18 protein-coding genes and 1 riboswitch are annotated in these 19439 nt (G+C 47.5%); of the genes, 12 read left to right on the forward strand and 6 right to left on the reverse strand.

Features of this window, described 5'->3' with window-relative positions; translation table 11 throughout:
- Nucleotides 1-13 precede the first annotated feature (13 nt).
- From MKY42_RS04705 to MKY42_RS04720, 4 genes are read right to left on the reverse strand one after another with little or no spacing between them, the layout of a single operon-like run.
- Nucleotides 14-790 carry an ATP-binding cassette domain-containing protein gene (locus MKY42_RS04705; protein ID WP_090893482.1) on the reverse strand — a complete coding sequence of 259 codons (777 nt, stop codon included), beginning with the start codon at nt 788-790 and terminating at the stop codon, nt 14-16.
- 23 nt (nt 791-813) lie between these two features.
- Nucleotides 814-1599: an ABC transporter permease subunit gene (locus MKY42_RS04710; RefSeq protein ID WP_339849043.1), complete on the reverse strand. Its 786-nt coding sequence runs from the start codon at nt 1597-1599 to the stop codon at nt 814-816.
- Between the two features lie 27 nt (nt 1600-1626).
- The gene (locus MKY42_RS04715) at nt 1627-2682 is read right to left on the reverse strand and encodes an ABC transporter substrate-binding protein (protein WP_339849045.1); all 1056 of its coding nucleotides are present in this window, start codon (nt 2680-2682) and stop codon (nt 1627-1629) included.
- The gene (locus MKY42_RS04720) at nt 2679-3869 is read right to left on the reverse strand and encodes an iron-containing alcohol dehydrogenase family protein (protein WP_339849048.1); all 1191 of its coding nucleotides are present in this window, start codon (nt 3867-3869) and stop codon (nt 2679-2681) included. Before MKY42_RS04720 ends, MKY42_RS04715 begins: the two co-directional genes overlap by 4 nt.
- 278 nt (nt 3870-4147) lie before the next feature.
- On the opposite strand from MKY42_RS04720, the gene MKY42_RS04725 reads away from it, so the two are divergent.
- The 3 genes from MKY42_RS04725 (at nt 4148) to MKY42_RS04735 (ending at nt 6888) form a co-directional block, all read left to right on the forward strand.
- Nucleotides 4148-4840: an aspartate/glutamate racemase family protein gene (locus MKY42_RS04725; RefSeq protein ID WP_339849051.1), complete on the forward strand. Its 693-nt coding sequence runs from the start codon at nt 4148-4150 to the stop codon at nt 4838-4840.
- A gap of 136 nt (nt 4841-4976) precedes the next feature.
- Entirely contained in the window at nt 4977-5852 is an 876-nt protein-coding gene (locus MKY42_RS04730; protein ID WP_064640556.1) for a radical SAM/SPASM domain-containing protein, read from the forward strand.
- A gap of 367 nt (nt 5853-6219) precedes the next feature.
- Nucleotides 6220-6888, forward strand: coding sequence for a pectate lyase (locus MKY42_RS04735; RefSeq protein ID WP_090893487.1), 669 nt, complete (start codon nt 6220-6222; stop codon nt 6886-6888).
- Nucleotides 6889-7060: 172 nt separating this feature from the next.
- Here the strand turns inward: MKY42_RS04735 and MKY42_RS04740 are convergent, their stop codons facing one another.
- A complete protein-coding gene (locus MKY42_RS04740; protein WP_339849057.1) occupies nt 7061-8014 on the reverse strand; it encodes a copper amine oxidase N-terminal domain-containing protein in 954 nt (317 codons plus the stop codon).
- A 163-nt stretch (nt 8015-8177) separates the two neighbouring features.
- Nucleotides 8178-8288, forward strand: a riboswitch (TPP riboswitch).
- A 238-nt stretch (nt 8289-8526) separates the two neighbouring features.
- On the opposite strand from MKY42_RS04740, the gene MKY42_RS04745 reads away from it, so the two are divergent.
- The 7 genes from MKY42_RS04745 to MKY42_RS04775 all read left to right on the forward strand — a co-directional run bounded on the left by MKY42_RS04745 (nt 8527) and on the right by MKY42_RS04775 (nt 16319).
- Nucleotides 8527-9120: an ECF transporter S component gene (locus tag MKY42_RS04745; protein ID WP_053784146.1), complete on the forward strand. Its 594-nt coding sequence runs from the start codon at nt 8527-8529 to the stop codon at nt 9118-9120.
- Nucleotides 9121-10629: an ABC transporter ATP-binding protein gene (locus tag MKY42_RS04750; protein ID WP_339849066.1), complete on the forward strand. Its 1509-nt coding sequence runs from the start codon at nt 9121-9123 to the stop codon at nt 10627-10629.
- On the forward strand, nt 10604-11398 hold the full coding sequence (locus MKY42_RS04755; RefSeq protein WP_090893490.1) for an energy-coupling factor transporter transmembrane component T: 795 nt from the start codon (nt 10604-10606) through the stop codon (nt 11396-11398). Before MKY42_RS04750 ends, MKY42_RS04755 begins: the two co-directional genes overlap by 26 nt.
- Nucleotides 11399-11512: 114 nt before the next feature.
- Nucleotides 11513-13795 carry a PQQ-binding-like beta-propeller repeat protein gene (locus MKY42_RS04760; RefSeq protein ID WP_339849069.1) on the forward strand — a complete coding sequence of 761 codons (2283 nt, stop codon included), beginning with the start codon at nt 11513-11515 and terminating at the stop codon, nt 13793-13795.
- Nucleotides 13796-13926: 131 nt separating this feature from the next.
- Nucleotides 13927-14745: a methionine ABC transporter ATP-binding protein gene (locus tag MKY42_RS04765; RefSeq protein WP_339849071.1), complete on the forward strand. Its 819-nt coding sequence runs from the start codon at nt 13927-13929 to the stop codon at nt 14743-14745.
- Nucleotides 14735-15403: a methionine ABC transporter permease gene (locus MKY42_RS04770; protein WP_339849073.1), complete on the forward strand. Its 669-nt coding sequence runs from the start codon at nt 14735-14737 to the stop codon at nt 15401-15403. Before MKY42_RS04765 ends, MKY42_RS04770 begins: the two co-directional genes overlap by 11 nt.
- A 76-nt stretch (nt 15404-15479) precedes the next feature.
- Complete coding sequence (locus tag MKY42_RS04775) at nt 15480-16319, forward strand: MetQ/NlpA family ABC transporter substrate-binding protein (RefSeq protein ID WP_339849075.1); 840 nt, start codon at nt 15480-15482, stop codon at nt 16317-16319.
- A gap of 126 nt (nt 16320-16445) precedes the next feature.
- Here MKY42_RS04775 and MKY42_RS04780 read toward each other — a convergent pair whose 3' ends face one another.
- The gene (locus tag MKY42_RS04780) at nt 16446-17309 is read right to left on the reverse strand and encodes a helix-turn-helix transcriptional regulator (protein WP_099855384.1); all 864 of its coding nucleotides are present in this window, start codon (nt 17307-17309) and stop codon (nt 16446-16448) included.
- Between the two features lie 142 nt (nt 17310-17451).
- On the opposite strand from MKY42_RS04780, the gene fabF reads away from it, so the two are divergent.
- Together fabF and MKY42_RS04790 are read left to right on the forward strand one after the other, a co-directional pair.
- On the forward strand, nt 17452-18690 hold the full coding sequence (fabF, locus tag MKY42_RS04785; RefSeq protein ID WP_339849084.1) for a beta-ketoacyl-ACP synthase II: 1239 nt from the start codon (nt 17452-17454) through the stop codon (nt 18688-18690).
- A 306-nt stretch (nt 18691-18996) separates the two neighbouring features.
- Nucleotides 18997-19416 carry a hypothetical protein gene (locus MKY42_RS04790; protein WP_339849087.1) on the forward strand — a complete coding sequence of 140 codons (420 nt, stop codon included), beginning with the start codon at nt 18997-18999 and terminating at the stop codon, nt 19414-19416.
- Nucleotides 19417-19439: the final 23 nt, after the last annotated feature.

Here is a 19439-nt window from a genome sequence, read left to right on the forward strand (position 1 = left end):
CTTTCCAGTGGAATTAGATCGAGAATGATATCTGTTTCTGGGCAATCTGCTGTGGTGTCTCTTGTGGAGGAGTCAACAAGCGATTCAGAATCAGGTTTTCAAAATGAGCAAACCCGCTGTCCCGAACGCGTGGCCGCTCCAGCGTAATACGGGTATCCATCGTTATATGACCATCTTCGATTAGCAGCACCCTGTCTGCCAGCGCAACCGCCTCGCTGACATCATGCGTGACCAGAATGACGGTCAGATCTTCTTCTACCCACAAGCGTTCGATTAATTGCTGCATCTCAATTCGGGTTAATGCATCCAATGCACCCAGCGGTTCATCCAGCAGCAGTAGGCGCGGATGACTAGCGAGTGCCCGTGCCAAGGCGACACGTTGTTTTTGTCCGCCAGATAATACCCCCGGCCAGTCACCTTCACGCTCTCCGAGTCCCACATTGCGAAGCGACTGTCGTGCATCTTCCTTGTTCTTGTCGGGGATGCCCAGCCGTACATTGTCGAGCACGGATTTCCAAGGCAGCAGCCGGGCTTCCTGAAACAGAAACCGTGTCTCGGGTGCCGTACTGCCAAGCTTTCTGTTGCCCAGCGTAACGCTCCCGGAAGAGGGGGCCTCCAGCCCGGCGATCAGACGCAGCAACGTACTTTTGCCACAGCCGCTTCGTCCAACGATGGCTACAAATTCCCCTTGTCTTACATTGACGTTGATGTCGGACAGAATCGTCCGCTGATCATACGATTTCTGAACCCCATCTACTTGAAGAAAAGGACTGATCTGACTTGTGCTCATAGATGAATCACGCTCCTTTGGCTTTACTTGCGGGATAGGGCCGGGTTCCAGCGCAGCCAGCGCCGTTCCAGCCATTTGGCGATGGTATCGGACAACTTGCCCAGTAGAGCATATAGCAGAATGCTTAAGACGATGACGTCCATCTGCATGAATTCCCGCGCGTTCATTGCCATGTATCCAATCCCCGCATCCGCCGCAACCGTCTCGGCTACGATGAGGGTCAGCCACATAATGCCAAGTGCATATCGAATGCCCACCAGAATGGAAGGCAGTGCACCAGGCAGGATAATGTCCTTATAAAGGGACCAGCGGCTGAGTCCATATACTTTGCCCATTTCAATCAGACCGGGATCAACCGATCGAATACCGTGGAACGTATTCAGATATACCGGAAAGAATACACCCAGGGAAACGAGAAATAATTTGGCTTCTTCACCGATCCCGAACCACACAATAACGAGGGGGATCAAGGACAGATGCGGAATGTTGCGGATCATCTGCACCGAGGAGTCAGCGATCTTTTCCGCAAGGGAGGAGATGCCGTTCAGCACACCCAGAAGGAAACCGAGACCCCCACCAATGAGGAATCCTCCCAAAGCTCGCTTGGCGTTGATACTGATATTGTTCAGTAGTTCACCGTTACGAAGCAGACGAATGAAGGCCTCCAGTACCTGAGCGGGACGGGGCAAAATATTGGCTGCAACAACTCCGGATGCAGTCAGCCATTGCCACAGAGCCAGAATGAGTAGTGGTACAACAAAAGGAATAAATCGGTTAAACCATGCCCGGTTAAAGGTGTTGGACCGCACGTTATGCCTACCTCCTTGCTTCGTTCATTATTGGCTACCTGGAGCTGGAAGTTGATCTTGAAGAGCATCACTCCAGAATGTGCTCACATCAACTGCCTGGTCAAAAATTCCTGCTTGTTGAAACGTATCTGCTACGTCCTGTTCGGACTTGATGGCTTCGTCAGAAATGGCAACAATCCGCGATGGCCGTTGTGCCTCTCCATCCGTGTAGGTTTTAAGGGCTTGCTCCACGGGCTGGTGGGTGTTGTCTGCTGTAATTTGAGCCCACGCATCCTTATTGGCACGAGCCCAATCATTGAATTTGTTGATTCGCTCCAGATAATCGGCAAGGGCCTTTTTCTGTTCCTCATTCGCAATAGCCTGATCGGAGGCGGCCACAAGGAAGCTGCCTGACAGGATATCTTTGGCGCTGGCGAGCGTTGTTGCTTCATTCTGATGTGCGGAGATGATGGCATTGCCGTAACTGGCGAGAGCATCCACTTTCCCGCTAATTAGGGCACTGAGTCCGTCCGCTGTTGTAAGTTCGACCGGACTGATGTCACTCCAGGTTAATCCGGCTTCCTCCAGCATTTTGAGCAGGAAATAGTGGGCCGTTGTATTTTTTACGAAAGCCACTTTCTTGCCTTTCAGGTCAGCAACCGATTTGATCGAAGAACCTTTGGGGACAACGACCTCTTGATTCAAGGTGCTGCCTTGTTGTACCGCAATAATTTTGAAGCTTCCACCATTGGCAGCCTGAGATGCAAAAATGGGCGGAATTTCACTGGTTACACCAAAGTCCAGTTGGTTTGCAGCCATCGCTTCAAGGATCAGGTTACCTCCCTGAAATACGTTATAAGTGACTTTATAGGGGGTGTCATCGAGTCCGGCGGCTTTCAGTCCCAATTCGAGATTGCCCCATCCGGTCTGACCAACCCGAATGGTAACGTCTTTATTCGAAGCAGCTGATGCCGCTGTCGGTGTTGTACCTGTACCCGCGGCCTGATTGTCAGTTCCGGCAGAGCAGCCGGAAATTAGCAACAACAGAACCGCGCTCAGAAATGCAGTTAAGGCAAGAGTGTGCTGGCGGTTTGGACGGATCATAGGGAGGAAACCTCCTTGGTGTATGAGTTGTTCTCATTGGACTCAACGGACTCAGTGAATTTAGTGATAGATCCATTGGACTCAATAGAATTACTGGATTCAATAAATGCCTGGCCGATACGGTCTGCCTGAAGAATGGCTTCAGTTACCTGCGCTGTGCTAACTCCGAAGGAGAGATGTGCCGCACTGCCTTCCCGCAGCTGTAGTCCTGCTGCAATGCGCGCAGCAGCTTCCTGAGGCTGTTGTTGTATGCCAAGCTCAGCAAGAGTGATAGGCAGATTCAGCTTATGTAACAGCGTGGTCAGCTCATGAAGCTCATCCCCTGCTTTGCCTTCAAGAATCCACTGGGTGAAAAGTCCAAAGGCTACCTTTTCTCCATGTAGCGAAGCGTGTGTTTCGGGTAATTTGGTGAGGCTGTCATGCAGCCCGTGAGCAATCGCGGCATGAAGTGATCCATCACTAATGCTGCCTACAAGGCCGGCGAGCACAATAATGGCATCGGCAACATCACGGAATTGGGGTGTACTACCGGTTGTATCGGTAGATTCATAGACTTCGATGGCGTGCGCTTCAAGAATATCAAGTGCAAGCTTGGCAGTGCTGACACTGTTTCGAAGAGTGAGACTGGTGGCGTTGCCACTTAGATTAACGGCGAACTCATGCCATTTTACGAGTGTGTCACCGATCCCAGCGGCCAAATACCGTCTTGGTGCACTCGCCAGAATATGAGAATCAGCCAGAACGAGATTAGGCGAACGCCGCAGGGGACGATAGCCTGCAGATTGTCCCTGTTCATCATAGAGCACGGTTAAGGCGGACCAGGCGGCACAGGTTGCGGCAATCGTTGGGACTGTTACAATGGGCAATTGGGCTTGCTCGGCCACCGCTTTGGATAGATCGAGCACTTTACCACCACCGACACCGATAATTAGATCAACATCCAGATCGAAAGCTTGCTGCGTAAAAGTATCAATCTGGCCTGTTGTAACCTCACCATGAAACAACTGCACATGGAATTTGATATTATGCTCCTCCAGTGAAGGAAGAAGGTAAGGCTTCACGGCTTCTAATGCAGACTCACCGGCGATGATGAGAACATGCTGCCCAAGCTGTGCAATCCGCGAACCACTTTGCTCAAGAATGTTAGCCTCGTGTACATATACTGCGGGTGCCTTAACAGTAATCATGAATACACTCTCCTTATAACTTATTATTCTTACGTTTTAACTTGGTTTTAAATTGTTTAAATTCTAGCATCGCGTTGCAGCAACCACAATAACCCAGACAATCAATACATCCTATACTTCGATTGAAAGAATCTATAGGTGACTGTAGAACGGGGGGCAATCGACTCTTTACTTTGCTTACGGAGGCAGGTTTATTTAAGATGTAAGAATACGGTACAATGTCTATTAAATTTCTATAGGTTGCTTTCGGGATATGACCTAGGGAGAGGGGAGTGCTTATGAAAACTATTGGGCTTATTGGTGGAATGAGCTGGGAGTCATCGTTAGAATATTATCGAATTATTAACGAAGAAGTGAAAACTAAATTGGGAGGATTGCATTCAGCCAAGTGCATTTTATATAGCGTGGATTTCGAAGAAATCGAGCGCTATCAAGCTGAGGGAGAATGGGAAAGCGCTGGAAAATTATTAGGCAATGCTGCTCAGTCTTTGGAAAAGGCAGGAGCTGAAATGATTGTAATTTGTACAAATACGATGCATAAAGTGATTAATCATATTGAAGAAAAAGTTAGCTTACCCGTTGTACACATTGCTGATTCAACAGCCAACCAGATTCAAAAGTCCAAAATAAGTACAGTTGGTTTACTTGGCACCAAATATACGATGGAACAAGATTTTTATAAAACACGTATTGAGCATAACGGCATTAAGGTTTTGATACCGAATGAAGAGGATCGAAAAGTGATCAATGAAATAATATATGACGAATTATGCTTAGGTGAAATTAAACAAGAATCAAGGGATTATTATAAAGAGGTTATTAACAGATTAGTTGATGATGGAGTCGAGGGGATAATATTAGGTTGCACCGAAATTGGTTTATTAGTAAAACCGGAGGATTCAGAAGTGCCCTTATTTGATACAACACGGATACATGCCATTGAATCTGTTAATCTGGCATTAGCCAAATAAAATGGACCTAACGGGATAAACCGGTTCTCGGATTTACCTTGGCACCTGAACCCGATATAATAGTGGTGGCACATATGAGCCGGATCACAAATGAGGGTGGGACTGTTCTCCCTCTAAGCAGAATGGGGACCCCGAGTTGAAAACGTTCAAGAAAGTATATATTGAGATCACAAGTATATGTAATCTGGCATGCAGCTTCTGTCCGCAGACCAAACGTGCCAAAAATTTCATTGACCCTGAAGTCTTCAACAATATATTGGATCAGATCAAACCCCACACCAAACATATTTATTTACATGTCAAAGGTGAGCCGCTGCTTCATCCCAAAATTGATCTGTTATTGGATTCAGCGCATGAAAAGGGATTCAAGGTCAACATTACGACAAACGGTACGCTGCTGCCCAAAACCCAGCACAAACTGCTTGGCAAACCCGCGCTGCGTCAGATGAACTTCTCCCTGCACAGCTTTGATGGTCACGAGGGATCCACAGACCGTGAGGGCTATCTGGGTAATGTGTTGTCTTTTGTCCGGGAAGCAGTGAAGCATAATGTCATTATTTCATTCCGACTCTGGAATCTGACACAGGATAACTTCACGAATGCGCAGATGAACCGAAACCGGGAGACGCTGGAGGTTCTTGAACGGGAGTTCAATCTGGATTTCCGTATTGAGGAGAAAGTTGTGCCGGGGAGCGGTGTCAAAATTGCCCCGAATGTATATCTGAATCAGGATCATGAATTCCAGTGGCCGAGTCTGGATGCACCCGAAGATGATGGTAAAGGCTTCTGTCATGCGCTTCGCAGTCAGGCAGCCGTGCTTGTCGATGGAACTGTGGTTCCATGCTGTCTAGATGGTGAAGGTGTAATTAACTTGGGCAACGTTCACGAAAAATCGTTCTCGGAGATTGTGGATGGTGAACGAGCCAATAATCTGTTCTATGGTTTCTCCAAACGGGAAGCCGTGGAGGAATTATGTCGGAAGTGCGGATATCGTCAGCGGTTCGGAGCCTAAAGCGTAATTTAATAAATAAAATGAGATTCAAAATAATAGAGATCACGTTGTCTGAAAACAGATGAAGTGGTCTTTCGTTTTTTTTTTAGAACGATAAAGGAGCATATAGTCATAGATTATAAGTTGTAAAAGAAGCATACCCGAAGTTGAGATCGGCACATTACACAATGGAGTACGATGCAAAAAATGCCGAGAACACAGGTATAATGCTGTCGTTTCTATATCTAAGCTAATGATTATTATCGTAACATTCCTTTTTTGGTAGGATCAGGGTAGGTTCCAAGCCAGAGGTGCACCTCTGATCGGTTCCTTGAGGACAAGCTTATGCTTGTACGCCAATTCATCAGAATAAGGGAGGATTTAAGTGATGAAAAAAATGTTGACGTTGTTACTGTCCGCGGGTTTGGTCGCTTCATTATTCAGTGCAATTCCAGCTTTTGCCGCACCTACTGTGGTAAACTCAACGATTATTGTACCCAAGGGTGAAACGTTTGACGGCAAAGGCCAAACCTATGTAGCTAACCCCTCCACACTGGGAGATGGATCTCAAGCGGAAAATCAGAAGCCGGTATTTCGACTGGAGGCAGGCGCCACGCTCAAAAATGTAAATATCGGTTCACCCGCAGCTGACGGTGTTCATTGTTACGGTAACTGTACAATTTCAAATGTGGTGTGGGAGGATGTAGGCGAGGACGCTCTGACTCTGAAATCAGCCGGAACAGTCAACATTACTGGCGGGGCAGCTTACAAAGCCTACGATAAAGTATTTCAAATTAATGCAGCCGGAACGATTAACATTAAAAATTTCCGTGCAGACGATATTGGCAAGCTGGTGCGTCAAAATGGTGGAACCACCTTCACGGTGAACATGACGCTGGACAACTCAAATATTTCCAACGTCAAAGATTCGATCATGCGTACGGACAGCAGTACATCGCAAGGGAAAATTACAAATACCCGTTATTCTAAAGTCCCGACCTTATTTAAGGGATTTGCTTCGGGAAAAACCAGTCAGTCCGGAAATACGCAATATTAAGACAATGATATCCGTGAGCGAATAAATAAAGAATAATGCTAAAAAGGGATGTCCCCCGTTATGTTTATTCATCACGTAGGGGACATCCCTTTTGGTGTTGCATTCAGAAGAAGCATCATTTGCCCACCTGCGCCGATACAAAGGTCTCTAAAGCCTGGGCGGGCATTCCAATTTACTTTTCTTCCGGAACTTCAACGATCACTTTACCTTTCTCAGGGGCAATGGAGCCCGCATGGATGGAGCCGGACTTGTTCATGATCTCGTAGGAAGTCTCTTCAAGCATACGAGAATACTTAAATGATACGAGGGTTTGACCCTTGACGGAAGGGCGAGTCCCTGCTTCAGCAACGGGTTTGGTTTTGATAAAAAACAGGTCACCGATAGTTCCGGCATCTTTACCGATATTGGCCTGCCATTTCAGCAGGGCGTTTTCATTTTTAATCGTGTAATAGCTGATCAGATCGTTATCTTCAACAATGAAGAAACTTTCCTTTTTGCCTTGTTCAAAAATGTATTGAATGGATGAATCCACTGGACCCAGAGGGTTGCGAATCTCCAGGCGTGCTTGTCCCAGTTCAGAGAAGTGTGGCAAATGCAGCGCAGCTTCACGCGCCACAGTCAGATCAGCACTGCTGTAGTCTTTGACCACCGCAGCATCCGTGGTGTAGATGTAGGCCTCCTTGGCCGTCTGGTTCCAGCGAACCTGTGCGCCAAAGGCTTCGCCAATGGCACGGAGCGGAAGCATGGCTTTGCCATTCACCAGAATGGGAGCGGACGACAACGTCGCATTCTGACCGTTTTTCTTCATTGTTTTGCTGTTGGGTATAAGAACATATTTGTCGCTGTCTGTGCTGATGCTAATCTGTTTTGTTTTGTTATTGTAGCCAAACGTATAGTCCCCGAGGAATTGAAGTTCAGTCAATGCTACGTACGTTATACCCTGCTTTATAACCACATCATATTGAGCTTGTACATTGTTAATATACGCTGTCGGTTTGTGTGTTGTTGCTGCTTCCGCGACAGTGGATGACAGCAGTGCGGGTGCCGTACCCGCGGTGAGAATCGAAGCGGCAAGGATCATTTTCCACTTTTTTTGCTGCCAGGCAGTATTGGTTTGTTTCATCATTATCAATCTCCCTTCTTGTATACCAAACGGACTACTTGATCCAAATGTTGCATAGTATTGTAAAGTACACCACAGAATGTCTTCTCTGATTTACCCAAAATACAGCGTAATGATTTTTCCGGGATTGTCACAAATACCCATGTGTTGTACAGTAGAAGCAATGAAATAAGTGAACCGGGAGCTCAATGAAGTTGGGCTGAGAGAGCGGCCTTGTGCCGCTGACCGTAAATCTGATCTGGGTAATGCCAGCGTAGAGAACATGAATTTGCGATGTGCAATGGTAAGCGATAGGGATAGAACATAAATGTCAGCGTTTCTTGGGTGCAGCAGGATTTTTCTGATGTGACGGGAATGGTGTCGTTTGTTTTCTTCTTTCTCTATATCTGCCTAATGCGCAGCATCGTGAGATTGTAAACTGTGCGTATGGCCTGCCTGGAAACCGGGGAGGCTTTTTTGTTTGTTTTATTGTTTATTTTATAAATCCAGGGAAACAGAGGAAGGAAGTAGAGAACATGTCAACAGCAGTAGGCAGCAACAGATTGAAGTTAACCGATATTTTGGTAACGATTGTGATTGCGGTGGTCTTCGGGGTGATCTACAAAATATGGGGACCTACATATGATCTGATGAAGCCATTCGGCGTTCATGCGGAGCAGATGATTTATGGCATGTGGTTTATGGCGGGAACCTTTGCCTTTGTAATCATTCGTAAGCCGGGTGTAGCCATTCTGGCTGAAGTAGCGGCATCCACGGTGAGTGCTTTTCTCGGAAGTGAGTGGGGCATGTCGACACTGGTGTATGGACTGTTGCAAGGGCTGGGTGCAGAGATCTTCTTCGCCGCATTTCTGTATCGGAAAAGCAATCTGTTCGTCACCTGCCTTGCGGCTATTGGTGCAGCGGCAGCTTCACTTGTACTGGATTATCAGTACGGGTACATTGATTCCCTCTCGGCTTGGAACTATACACTGTTTATCGGGTTCCGCTTCATTGGCAGTATTCTGATTGCAGGTGTATTCGCCTATTACCTTGCCAAAGCGCTGGAGCTTACAGGTGTAACACGATCCCTTAGACCGGTGTCGAAGCAGGATTACGAGGCGCTGGACTAGATGAATGAAGTGGAGAATGTGCAAGCGGTAGGTGTTACGAATCTAAGATGCAAGTTCCCGGGAGAGAAGGCCTTGGTGTTTCAAGGCTTGTCTCTCTCTGTGCGTCAAGGGGAGAAAGTATTGTTGCTTGGTCCAAGCGGATCTGGCAAATCAACCTTGCTGCAAATTCTGAGCGGTCTGATTCCGCGATCTGTGGAGATTCCGATGAAATGTGATGACATTCGGGTGCCTGAGCAGCCCGGCATTGTTTTTCAAGATCCGGATACCCAGTTCTGTATGTCATATACGGATGAAGAGATTGCTTTTGTATTGGAGAACCGGAATATTCCACGCGAGCAGATGCCTACCCTTATCCATCAATACCTGGAACAGGTTGGGTTATGCTTTGAACATAATCGAACACTCATTCAATCGATGTCTCAGGGTATGAAGCAGCGTCTTGCGATGGCTTCGATTCTGGCCATGGAGCCAGACGTACTCTTTTTGGATGAACCAACGGCACTGCTGGATGATGAAGGAACCTCTCAGGTGTGGGAAACGGTGAAACAGATTGCACAGGACAAAACACTCATTATCGTAGAACATAAAATTAATGAAATCGTCGAGTGGGTAGACCGAATCATCGTATTGTCGCCTGAAGGAAAGATTGTGGCAGATGGCCCGGCGAATCAGGTGTTTACAGATGAGCGGAATATGCTCAGGGAATACGGGATCTGGTATCCAGGGGTCTGGGAAGAACGAGGCCAATCGAAGGCACAGGCATGGGTCTCAGGAGAGGATAGTCGTTACGGTGCAACAGAAACTGAAAGTATAGATTATAAGGAGGGGGAAACCTCTGCACTGATCCAACCAGCCCTGGAAATGCAGCAATTCACCGGATGGCGCGGAAAAACGCCATTCATTCAGGTGGAGCAGGCCAAGGTATGGAACGGAGATTGGGTGGGGATTGTCGGGGCTAACGGGGCAGGTAAAAGTTCATTATTGCTGTCCATGATGAATATTCTAAAAACGACAGGTCAATATGTTGTGGAAGGACAATCGGCTGGAAAAACCGAGCAGCTTGCAGATCGCATTGCCTTTGTATTCCAGAATCCTGAATTTCAATTCGTGACAAATTCAGTCCGTGATGAAGTGGGATTTTCCTTGCTGAGCGGAAAGCTAACTGCCGAAGAAAGAGGTATCCGAACCGATCATATGTTGGAGCAATTCGGACTGAATGAGCTGTCCGGTAGGCACCCATATCAATTGTCGATGGGACAGAAACGACGGCTGAGTGTAGCATCAGCTCTGGTACGGGAACAGCGTATTTTGTTATTGGATGAACCTACCTTTGGACAGGATGCGCGGAATACCTTTTCCATGTTATCCCAGCTGGAGCGGTTGCGGCGTGAAGGGACAGCCATCGTGATGGTTACGCATGATCATGAAATCGTGAAACGTTATTGCAACAGGATCTGGACGGTGGATGAGGGGAGGTTAACGGATGCAGCTCTCGTTTCCTCATCGTGAGACCTGGCTTCACGCGGTGAATCCGGGGTTGAAAATGATTTTCCTGACACTGCTGTTTGTCTTCGTCATCCTTGTTCACAACCTGAATGTAATGGCGAATGTGGCAGTTGTCATGCTTTTACTGCTTGGTTGGACGGGTCACCCATGGCCCAGATTATTGCTGTATGCGTCTCCGTTCATTCTGGTATTTATATCAACTTCCACAGGGATGATCATGTTTGGTAAAGGCGAGACCACCTGGTTTCAGTGGGGATTGATTCATATTACCGAAGAGAGCTTCTATCGCGGGCTGCACCTGGGCTTTCGTTCCCTAAGTATGGCGGCAGCTGGATTGTTGTTCGGCCTGACGACCAAGCCTGTTCGTCTCTTTTATTCCCTCATGCAGCAGTGGAGGCTCCCACCTAAGTATGCTTATAGTTTCCTGGCGGCGATGCGTATGATTCCGATTTTGCTGGATGAATTCCAGACGCTGCGGTATGCCATCCGCATTCGGGGAACGAGGCAGCACGGCTCCCGCTGGAATGTATACGGCACACTGAAACGATATGCTATTCCACTACTTGCACAGAGTATTCGCCGTGCACAGCGTATGGCGGTGGCGATGGAAGCGAAAGGATTCAAGGAAGGCGGGAGCCGTACCTATTACGTTCAGATCGGATATTCCCGAGCGGATGTATGGTTTGTGGGGTATTTTATCATCATGTTAACCGCTGCTTATATATTGGGAACCACAATCCCATATCATTCAACGCTTGTGGATGTAAGATAAGGTGAGACCTGTAATTATTTCGTACCTTGTAAATATATTTGGGAGTAACAGTAACTTTTCATTGTTCAAAACGTCCTTAATGGAAATAACTTCAAATGATTGGAGTGGACTGACGTGAAGACCGGGCGTAAAAGGAAAGGGACGGGCTACCCATGGAATATAATTGCTGGTATCGTAGCTGTGCTGGTCACGGGGGGACTGTTGCTGAATAACCATGCCAGGGCGGTTGAAGGACAAGGTTCCATTTCAGTTATGCAAATGCAATCGGTGAAGCTTAATTATAAAAAGGGGGATAAGGTGACGGTAGCTGAAGGTGTACCTATTTACAGTGGTGTGGTCGAGAGCAGTGTTTCCCCTGATCTGATGGACATAAACGGGTATAGCTCCGCCCAAGGAAGCCTGCAAATAGACGCTGTTCGCGGGGAATGGATCAAACTAAAAGGCAGCGATTACACTGAATTCTGGATACCTGGTTGGTATACCTCCAAAGAAAGCCGCAGCTTGACGAAAACAATTCCACAAACGTTTACAATGCGATCGGGCAGCAAGCTGTACCTGTTTCCCGGAAGTCAGGCAACCTGGTCTTCAGGGGCATTTCTGAAAGATCAGGCGTTGATTGTTGCAGCGACGAAGGATTGGTACGGCGTGTCGATTGCCCCGCGCGTCTGGAGTAAGGAATCGTCCACCTATCGTCCTGCATTGCTTTGGGTTAAGGCACAGGATGTAGCACAGCATACCAAGGTAGCGGATGGCTGGTTCAGTAAACCATTGGGGATGCCGACGTCCACTATACGTCATTTGACAGATATTGTGCTGAATTCAAAAACGACCTCGAAACAGGTGGCGCAGTGGCTTGGCGAACCCGATTGGCAAGAGCATTCCGGCAATTTAAACGATACGGGTTATGCCATGAACATAGGAAAGACCTGGCGGTACGAACGAGCAGATGCTCATTTTCTCGTGACATTTAACGAGAACGGCAGGCTGGTCCGAGCGCGCTGGAATATATCCCAGGATAATCGAAACGGTGTAGTGTCTAATTGGGAATTTGGTGGTTCAGATGACTATCCGTTCACGACTAAAATCTATGGCACAATGCTGCCTGCCACCTTACCCTGGAACTCGGTATGGACCAATCAGGGGGATATTAACTACACCTTTTTAGAAGCAGCTACAGATGATGTGCTCCTGATGAAAGGGGATGACGGTGGATTTAGCGGGGGCTACTACGAAGGTTCCATATATGCTCTTGACCGACATTCCGGTAAGAAATTATGGGGGATCAATGGTGGGTTTGGAAGACAGCAGGCAGAGGTGGATGCGGGACGCCAATATGTTACCCTCTACACCGATTATGACCCTGACAAAAAAGAATACGTAGATCGCATACGCCACCTCCAATTGAAGAGCGGTGATGTCGTATGGGAGTATACTCCCAAGCAAAAATTCAGATTGAACGGCATCACTGCCGCAAAGAATGTAGTTGTTGTAAGTAGTCCAGTTGTCGAAGGCTCAAGTAATAGCTGGTTAACGGTGTTGGACAGTGCAAATGGAAAAACATTATGGACAAGAAAACTTAGTACAGGATATCAACTGTTAAACAAAGGTTCAGATGACCCTTATGTGATGTATTCGGAGAAAAACCAACTGGTCGCAGCGGATCCTCAGTCTGGCCGAACCGTATGGAGCATCAAGGTTGGTAAACCGACTGTGGATCATCCTGAGAACAATCCATACTTTGATGGGATATACCGTCTTGATCCCTTTGCGTCAACTCAGCCAGAACGCTGGATGTTGTTGAGAGATCAGTGGGCGTTGCTTGATCTGAATACTGGCAAGAAGCTTGCACAATTCCCTGCTCGGAATGGACAGCAATTTGAGGTGCTGAGCGACGGCAAGCTGCTAATTCGTGAAAACAAGAAAGGGGATATATACGGTGAGTACGCAGATTTCACAACCACCCTGTACGATGCCAAGAGCGGCACAAAACGTTGGACGCAAAAGGGCAAGATCGAACGAGGATTTGTGGAGGACGATCAATTATATGTAGTCAAAAACGGTTATCCGGCAGCCCTTGCATATGATACAGGAGAGACACGTTGGAATACACAAAACACGATTTCGTCACTTCGATACCCTACCAATCAGGGGAGTTACGTGGTGATTGAAGATCAGCTTTTGCTGCCGATGGGAGAGGATCTACTGGTTATGGATAAAAATAACGGTACCTTGATTGGCCGTGTGCATGATGTTGTGATGGGCACACCGGAGCACCGGGATCGGGATGCGAAGAATGGAACCATGAATCGATTTGGAAATGAAGTCTATATTGGGTCGTCCAACGGACGGTTTAGTATATATGATGCAAATGATTTGCACACAGATATCTCACGTTAAAGCTTGTTTCATGTGGGATGATGATTTATTATAAATAAACAGGATTGCTCGCGCTCCGGTTATCGGCTGTGCGGGCTTTCTTCATGTGTTCTTGAAGGACCATGTACGATTAATCGCAGGAGGAATCTCCCATGATTTCATTATACGGGGTAAGCAAGCGTTATAACGAGCGTGGGTCCCGTGAAGATCAGGGATTCGAAGCGTTAAGCTCGGTTTCCCTAGAAGTAGGCCCTGGAGAGATCCACGGCATTATCGGCTCCAGCGGTGCAGGGAAGTCCACGCTTCTGCGCATGCTCAATGGATTGGAGAAGCCGGATGACGGTGAAGTCATTGTGAATGGGCAGTATCTGACCCGGATGAGTGAGAATAGTTTGCGTCAGGCACGGAGGTCCATTGGCATGATTTTTCAGCATTTCAATCTGGTCAGCAATCGGACCGTAAGTGGCAATGTCTACATGCCTCTGGAACTCGCTGGCGTTTCCCGTACCGAGCGGGTTGCACGGGGACTTGAAGTGTTGAGATTTGTCGGACTTGAAGATAAGGCCAACCAGTATCCTGCACAGTTAAGTGGAGGGCAAAAGCAGCGTGTGGCCATTGCCAGAGCACTAGCCAGCCGCCCGGATGTGCTGCTCTGTGATGAACCAACATCTTCGCTTGATCCACAGACCACGAGTGGAATTCTGGATGTGTTGCGTCATGTCAATGAAACGCTGGGGGTAACTATTGTACTCGTTACACATGAGATGGAGGTTGCCCGAAAGCTCTGCAACCGGATATCGGTGATGAAAGAGGGACGGATCATCAAAACGCTGTCGGAAGCGGAAGTACGCAGCATACCGGCACCGAAGCCTGATCTTCTAACATCCTTGTTGATGGGCGAAGATGTATCCATGAGCGGACGAAAGACCCCTCTTCATGGCGGTCAGGAGGACCATAACGATGATACCTGAGTCCGTTGTGAAGTATCAGCATGAAATTTGGCAGGCCATCGGAGAGACGTTTGTAATGGTGGGGATCTCCATCACGGCAGCCGTGTTAATCGGGTTGCCTCTGGGTACACTGCTGTATCTGTTCAGAAAAGGGCAACGTTATCAGAATAGACCTCTCTTCACGATTCTGGGAAGTCTGGTCAACATCATTCGTTCCTTCCCGTTTCTGTTGCTAGTCGTATTTATGATTCCGTTCACACGTCTGATTGTTGGAACATCCATCGGGACGCTCGCGGCAACCGTGCCGCTCTCGGTCATCGCCATTGCTTATTACGCCAGACTGGTAGAACAGGCATTGCTTGATGTCCCGAAAGGGGTGGTTGAAGCTGCTTCTTCTATGGGTGCATCGACCATACAGCTTGTGGTGAAATTCCTGTATGTGGAGGCTCGCTCAAGTCTTGTACTCGGCTTAACTACGGCAACCATTAGCTTTATCTCTTACTCTACGGTCATGGGTATTGTCGGTGGTGGCGGTGTTGGTGATTTTGCGATTCGTTACGGTTATCAGCGATTCGAGACGGAGATTATGGTATTTACGATTATCATTATGATTATCCTGGTACAGATGATCCAATTTACTGGCAGCAGACTGTCCCGCTGGCTCGATCGCAGATCCTGAAGAAGGACAAGCATTGCAGAAAGATTGAATTACAGCATGAACAATACAGATTACATGATGAAGGGGTTTATATCAGATGAAAGCAAAACTAATGCTCATGCTGCTGGCAGTGACGCTGGTAGCAGCCGGATGCGGCAAAAAAGAAGAAACACCTGCGGCGGAAGGAAATAAGGAAGGCACTCAAGCCGGACAAGAAGTGACGTTGAAAGTAGCTACTTTGATTCCGCCAATGACGGATGTGCTGGATATTGTGAAGCCATTGCTCAAAGAAGATGGCGTTAATCTGGAAGTTGTTGTACTTTCCGATAACGTTCAACCGAATACTGCACTGGCGAACAAAGAAGTAGACGCAAACTTCTTCCAGCACGTACCTTACATGAATCAGTACAATGAAGCAAATAACGCTAACTTGGTGGCTGTTCAACCGATCTACAATGCCATCTACGGAGCATATTCCAAGAAGTATAAATCCATTGAAGAATTGCCTGAAGGTGCAACGGTAGCGATTGCAAACGATCCGTCCAACATTGGACGCTCGCTGGTGATGATGGAGCAGAACGGCCTGATCAAGCTGAAAGAAGGCGTCGGTTTCAATGCAACGCAAGCAGACATCACGGAAAACACGAAAAACTTCAAGTTCGAGGAAGTGGACCTGTTGATGCTCGCCCGTATGTTGGATGATGCGGATCTGGTTGCCATGACACCAGCTTATGCGAGTCCGCTTGGACTTACACCGAAGAAGGATGCGCTGTTCACTGAGAAGGATGATTCCCATTTTGCCATTACCTTGGTTGCCCGGGAAGATAACAAGGATTCGGAAGCCATTCAGAAGCTGGCAAAGCGTATGGCAGGTCCAGAAGTGAAAGCCTTCTTTGAAGAGAAGTATGCAGATATTGCAATCCCGGCTTTTAAATAACATCGGTTAATCTGCAACTGTAATGATGGTACAGATAGCTTTCAAGACAAACATGAAGACCCAGGCCTCATCGCCTGGGTCTTTTTTTGTTACCTTGTATTACGGAATAAAGGAAGAAGGTCTGCATCAGCTTTTGTCAGAGTCAGGTTCTACCTTTGGCTCCATGAGGCGGATCAATTTACGCTCTGTAGCCGTGTCTGTTGCAGGCGTGTAGATGCTGCACCGCAAATCGGCATTTCCCTGAACCTGAAGTGAGGTAAGATCAAAAAGCATTTTGCCAGCTTTGGAATGTCTAAATTCAATCAACACGTCCGGGGCGCTGCTAACACTGCTTTGTTTCCAAAGGGGTTGAAAATCGGGATATCTGTCCATCATGTCATCCAAAAACAAGTTGTACCATTCATCATCGACATATTGACCATAATAAGCACGGAAAATAGCCAGGAATCCGCTGACAAAATCCTCCCAATTGACGGCCAGTCTTCGAAATTCTTTTCGTTCAAACAACAAGCTGATCATGTTCCGCTGTTCAGCCGGAATCTGTTCAAAGTCCATAAACACATGCCGCGCTGCGTCATTCCAGCCCACAATGTGGCAGCGTCGGTCTGAGATGATTGTGGGACAATTGCGAAGTTCCTGCAATATTTTTTGCAAAGAGGGATGAATTTGGAGTGGCTTCTCATCCAGGATATGAAGTTCCGAATGGTAATCCAGACCAAGGGAAAACAAATACTTCCGTTCATCCGCTGTCAGCCTGAGAGCTGAGGCGATGTTATCCAATACGGAATGAGATACCTGAATATCTCGACCCTGTTCAAGCCAGGTGTACCATGTGGTGCTCACACCTGCCAATTGGGATACTTCTTCTCTTCTTAATCCAGGCGTTCTTCGCCGGGAGCCTGCGGGTAATCCGACAGATTCTGGCGAGATTTTGGAGCGCTGGTTTTTCAGAAAAGCGGACAGTGCCTGCAGCCTGACATCATGGTTCATTCCATCACCTTCGTTCCTGAGTTTATCATGGTAGTCATTATACTATTATAATTGACAACTTGTAATAGGATAATACGAATGGCAATATAAGTGCATAACTTAACTAAACAAGTATGGAAAGAGCACTAAAGGAGGATGCATTATGGAGCGTGTTGTTATTACAGGAATGGGGATTATCTCTCCTTTGGGAAATGATGTGCAACCATTTTGGAATGGATTGGTGGAAGGCAAATCAGGAGTTTCGCCAATTGAAGCGTTTGATACAACGTCCTATAAAACGAAGATAGCAGGGGTGGTCCGTGATTTTGACGGAGAAGAACGGTTTGGACGGAAGGAAGCACGGCGTATGGACCGGTTCGTGCAATTTGCTGTTGCGGCAGCAGATCAGGCTTTATCTGACTCCGGTCTCGATATGGAGCATGTGGACAGGGAGCGCGTTGGCGTGTATATCGGTTCCGGCATCGGCGGAATCCAGACCCTGATGGAACAAGGCAAACTCCTGTCTGAACGTGGGCCTGCAAGAGTAAGTCCAACACTGGTGCCCATGATGATATCCAATATGGCGGCGGCTATGGTGAGCATGAGATTTGGCTGTTGGGGACCTACTCTCTCGCCAGTGACAGCCTGTTCGATCGGCAACACCGCCATAGGTGAGGCTTTCCGGCTGATCCGTCACGGAGGAGCAGATGTGATTTTTGCTGGAGGGACGGAGGCAGCTGTTACCGAAGTATCACTGGCAAGCTTCGGCAATGCGACGGCGCTATCTACACAAAACGAAGCTTACGAAGGAGCGAGTCGACCATTTGATGCAGGCAGAGATGGTTTTGTCATGGCTGAGGGTGCCGGGGTCTTGGTTGTAGAGTCTTTGTCCCACGCCCTTGCGAGAGGTGCAAATATCCTTGCAGAGATCGTAGGTTATGGTGCCAGTTCAGACGCGTATCATATGGTAGCAACCCATCCCGAAGGACGTGGTGCATACTTGGCCATGAAAGCCGCTCTGGCGGATGCACAGCTTCAGCCACATGAGATTGATGTCATTAATGCTCATGCTACCAGTACGGAAGCGGGTGATCTTTCCGAGACACGAGCAATCAAGCAGCTGTTTGGTGCGGAAGCCTATCATATTCCGGTAACAGCAAACAAATCGATGACCGGACATATGCTGGGGGCGGCTGGTGGTGCGGAAGCTATATCGCTCATTCAAAGCTTGCGTAGCGGCATCATTCCACCTACAATCAATCAAGAGAAGAGCGATCCGGAATGTGATCTCGATTATGTACCCAACGTTGCAAGAGAAGCTGACCTGAAGATTGGCATGTCCAACTCATTTGGCTTCGGTGGTCATAATGCGGTCATTATTTTGAAGAAATATTCATCGTAAACTTACAGAGAGCAGTGAATGCCTGAAGGCGCACTGTTCTCTTTTTATTTGCTATGGAAGGCTGTTCCGGCTGCGAAAGTGCAATATAGGTCATTAGTTCGCTGGTTGCATGTAAACATGAGAAATGGCCCATGAATATGGTCGGGATATTCGTTAGAATATTCAATAGGGGCACATATGTACGTATATTTGAATGGATAACGAAATAGGCCGAAGTTTAAGTTTGGTCCATTTTTCATGGTGGTATAGATATAAGGGCTGATAGAGGCTTCTTCAAACATAAAGCTATACATAGGAGGTAAAGCAGTGAACGTATGGATTACCGTGAAAAGTCTGGGTAAACGCAAGCCGGCACTTGCCAAACAAGCTGCCGAACTTCCGGAAACAACCGATACGCTGAGAAAGCTTATTAAGAACATGGTGTCTGAGCAGCTCAAGGCTCTTCAGGAAAAGAAAAATGAACCAGAATGGCTTGCCTACCTGATGCCCGAGGACATTCAAGAGCAGGGAGCAGCAGGAAAAGTAGGCTTTGGCACGATCTATAACGAAGGGGTTCCTGATGTAGAAGGCGCCATGGATACAGCTGTAACCGCATATGAAGATGGATTATTTAAGGTGTTTCTCAATGATGAAGAGTTGCAGGCATTGGATGAGCCGTTGATTATACAGGAAGACGATAATGTGGTGTTTATCCGCTTTACAATGCTTGCCGGACGTATGTGGTAGAGAGTGACGAGGAGGAGAAGGGA

Origin of the sequence: Paenibacillus sp. FSL W7-1088, assembly GCF_037969855.1 — a bacterium.
Lineage (GTDB): Bacteria > Bacillota > Bacilli > Paenibacillales > Paenibacillaceae > Paenibacillus.

Bases quoted from the DNA above. Each gene is read 5' to 3' on its own strand.
- MKY42_RS04740 (WP_339849057.1), bottom strand. From the start codon at position 8,014: ATGATGAAACAAACCAATACTGCCTGGCAGCAAAAAAAGTGGAAAATG.
- fabF (WP_339849084.1), top strand. From the start codon at position 17,452: ATGGAGCGTGTTGTTATTACAGGAATGGGGATTATCTCTCCTTTGGGA.
- MKY42_RS04745 (WP_053784146.1), top strand. From the start codon at position 8,527: ATGTCAACAGCAGTAGGCAGCAACAGATTGAAGTTAACCGATATTTTG.
- MKY42_RS04775 (WP_339849075.1), top strand. From the start codon at position 15,480: ATGAAAGCAAAACTAATGCTCATGCTGCTGGCAGTGACGCTGGTAGCA.
- MKY42_RS04705 (WP_090893482.1), bottom strand. From the start codon at position 790: ATGAGCACAAGTCAGATCAGTCCTTTTCTTCAAGTAGATGGGGTTCAG.
- MKY42_RS04715 (WP_339849045.1), bottom strand. From the start codon at position 2,682: ATGATCCGTCCAAACCGCCAGCACACTCTTGCCTTAACTGCATTTCTG.
- MKY42_RS04780 (WP_099855384.1), bottom strand. From the start codon at position 17,309: ATGAACCATGATGTCAGGCTGCAGGCACTGTCCGCTTTTCTGAAAAAC.
- MKY42_RS04755 (WP_090893490.1), top strand. From the start codon at position 10,604: ATGCAGCTCTCGTTTCCTCATCGTGAGACCTGGCTTCACGCGGTGAAT.
- MKY42_RS04750 (WP_339849066.1), top strand. From the start codon at position 9,121: ATGAATGAAGTGGAGAATGTGCAAGCGGTAGGTGTTACGAATCTAAGA.
- MKY42_RS04735 (WP_090893487.1), top strand. From the start codon at position 6,220: ATGAAAAAAATGTTGACGTTGTTACTGTCCGCGGGTTTGGTCGCTTCA.
- MKY42_RS04765 (WP_339849071.1), top strand. From the start codon at position 13,927: ATGATTTCATTATACGGGGTAAGCAAGCGTTATAACGAGCGTGGGTCC.
- MKY42_RS04770 (WP_339849073.1), top strand. From the start codon at position 14,735: ATGATACCTGAGTCCGTTGTGAAGTATCAGCATGAAATTTGGCAGGCC.
- MKY42_RS04720 (WP_339849048.1), bottom strand. From the start codon at position 3,869: ATGATTACTGTTAAGGCACCCGCAGTATATGTACACGAGGCTAACATT.
- MKY42_RS04725 (WP_339849051.1), top strand. From the start codon at position 4,148: ATGAAAACTATTGGGCTTATTGGTGGAATGAGCTGGGAGTCATCGTTA.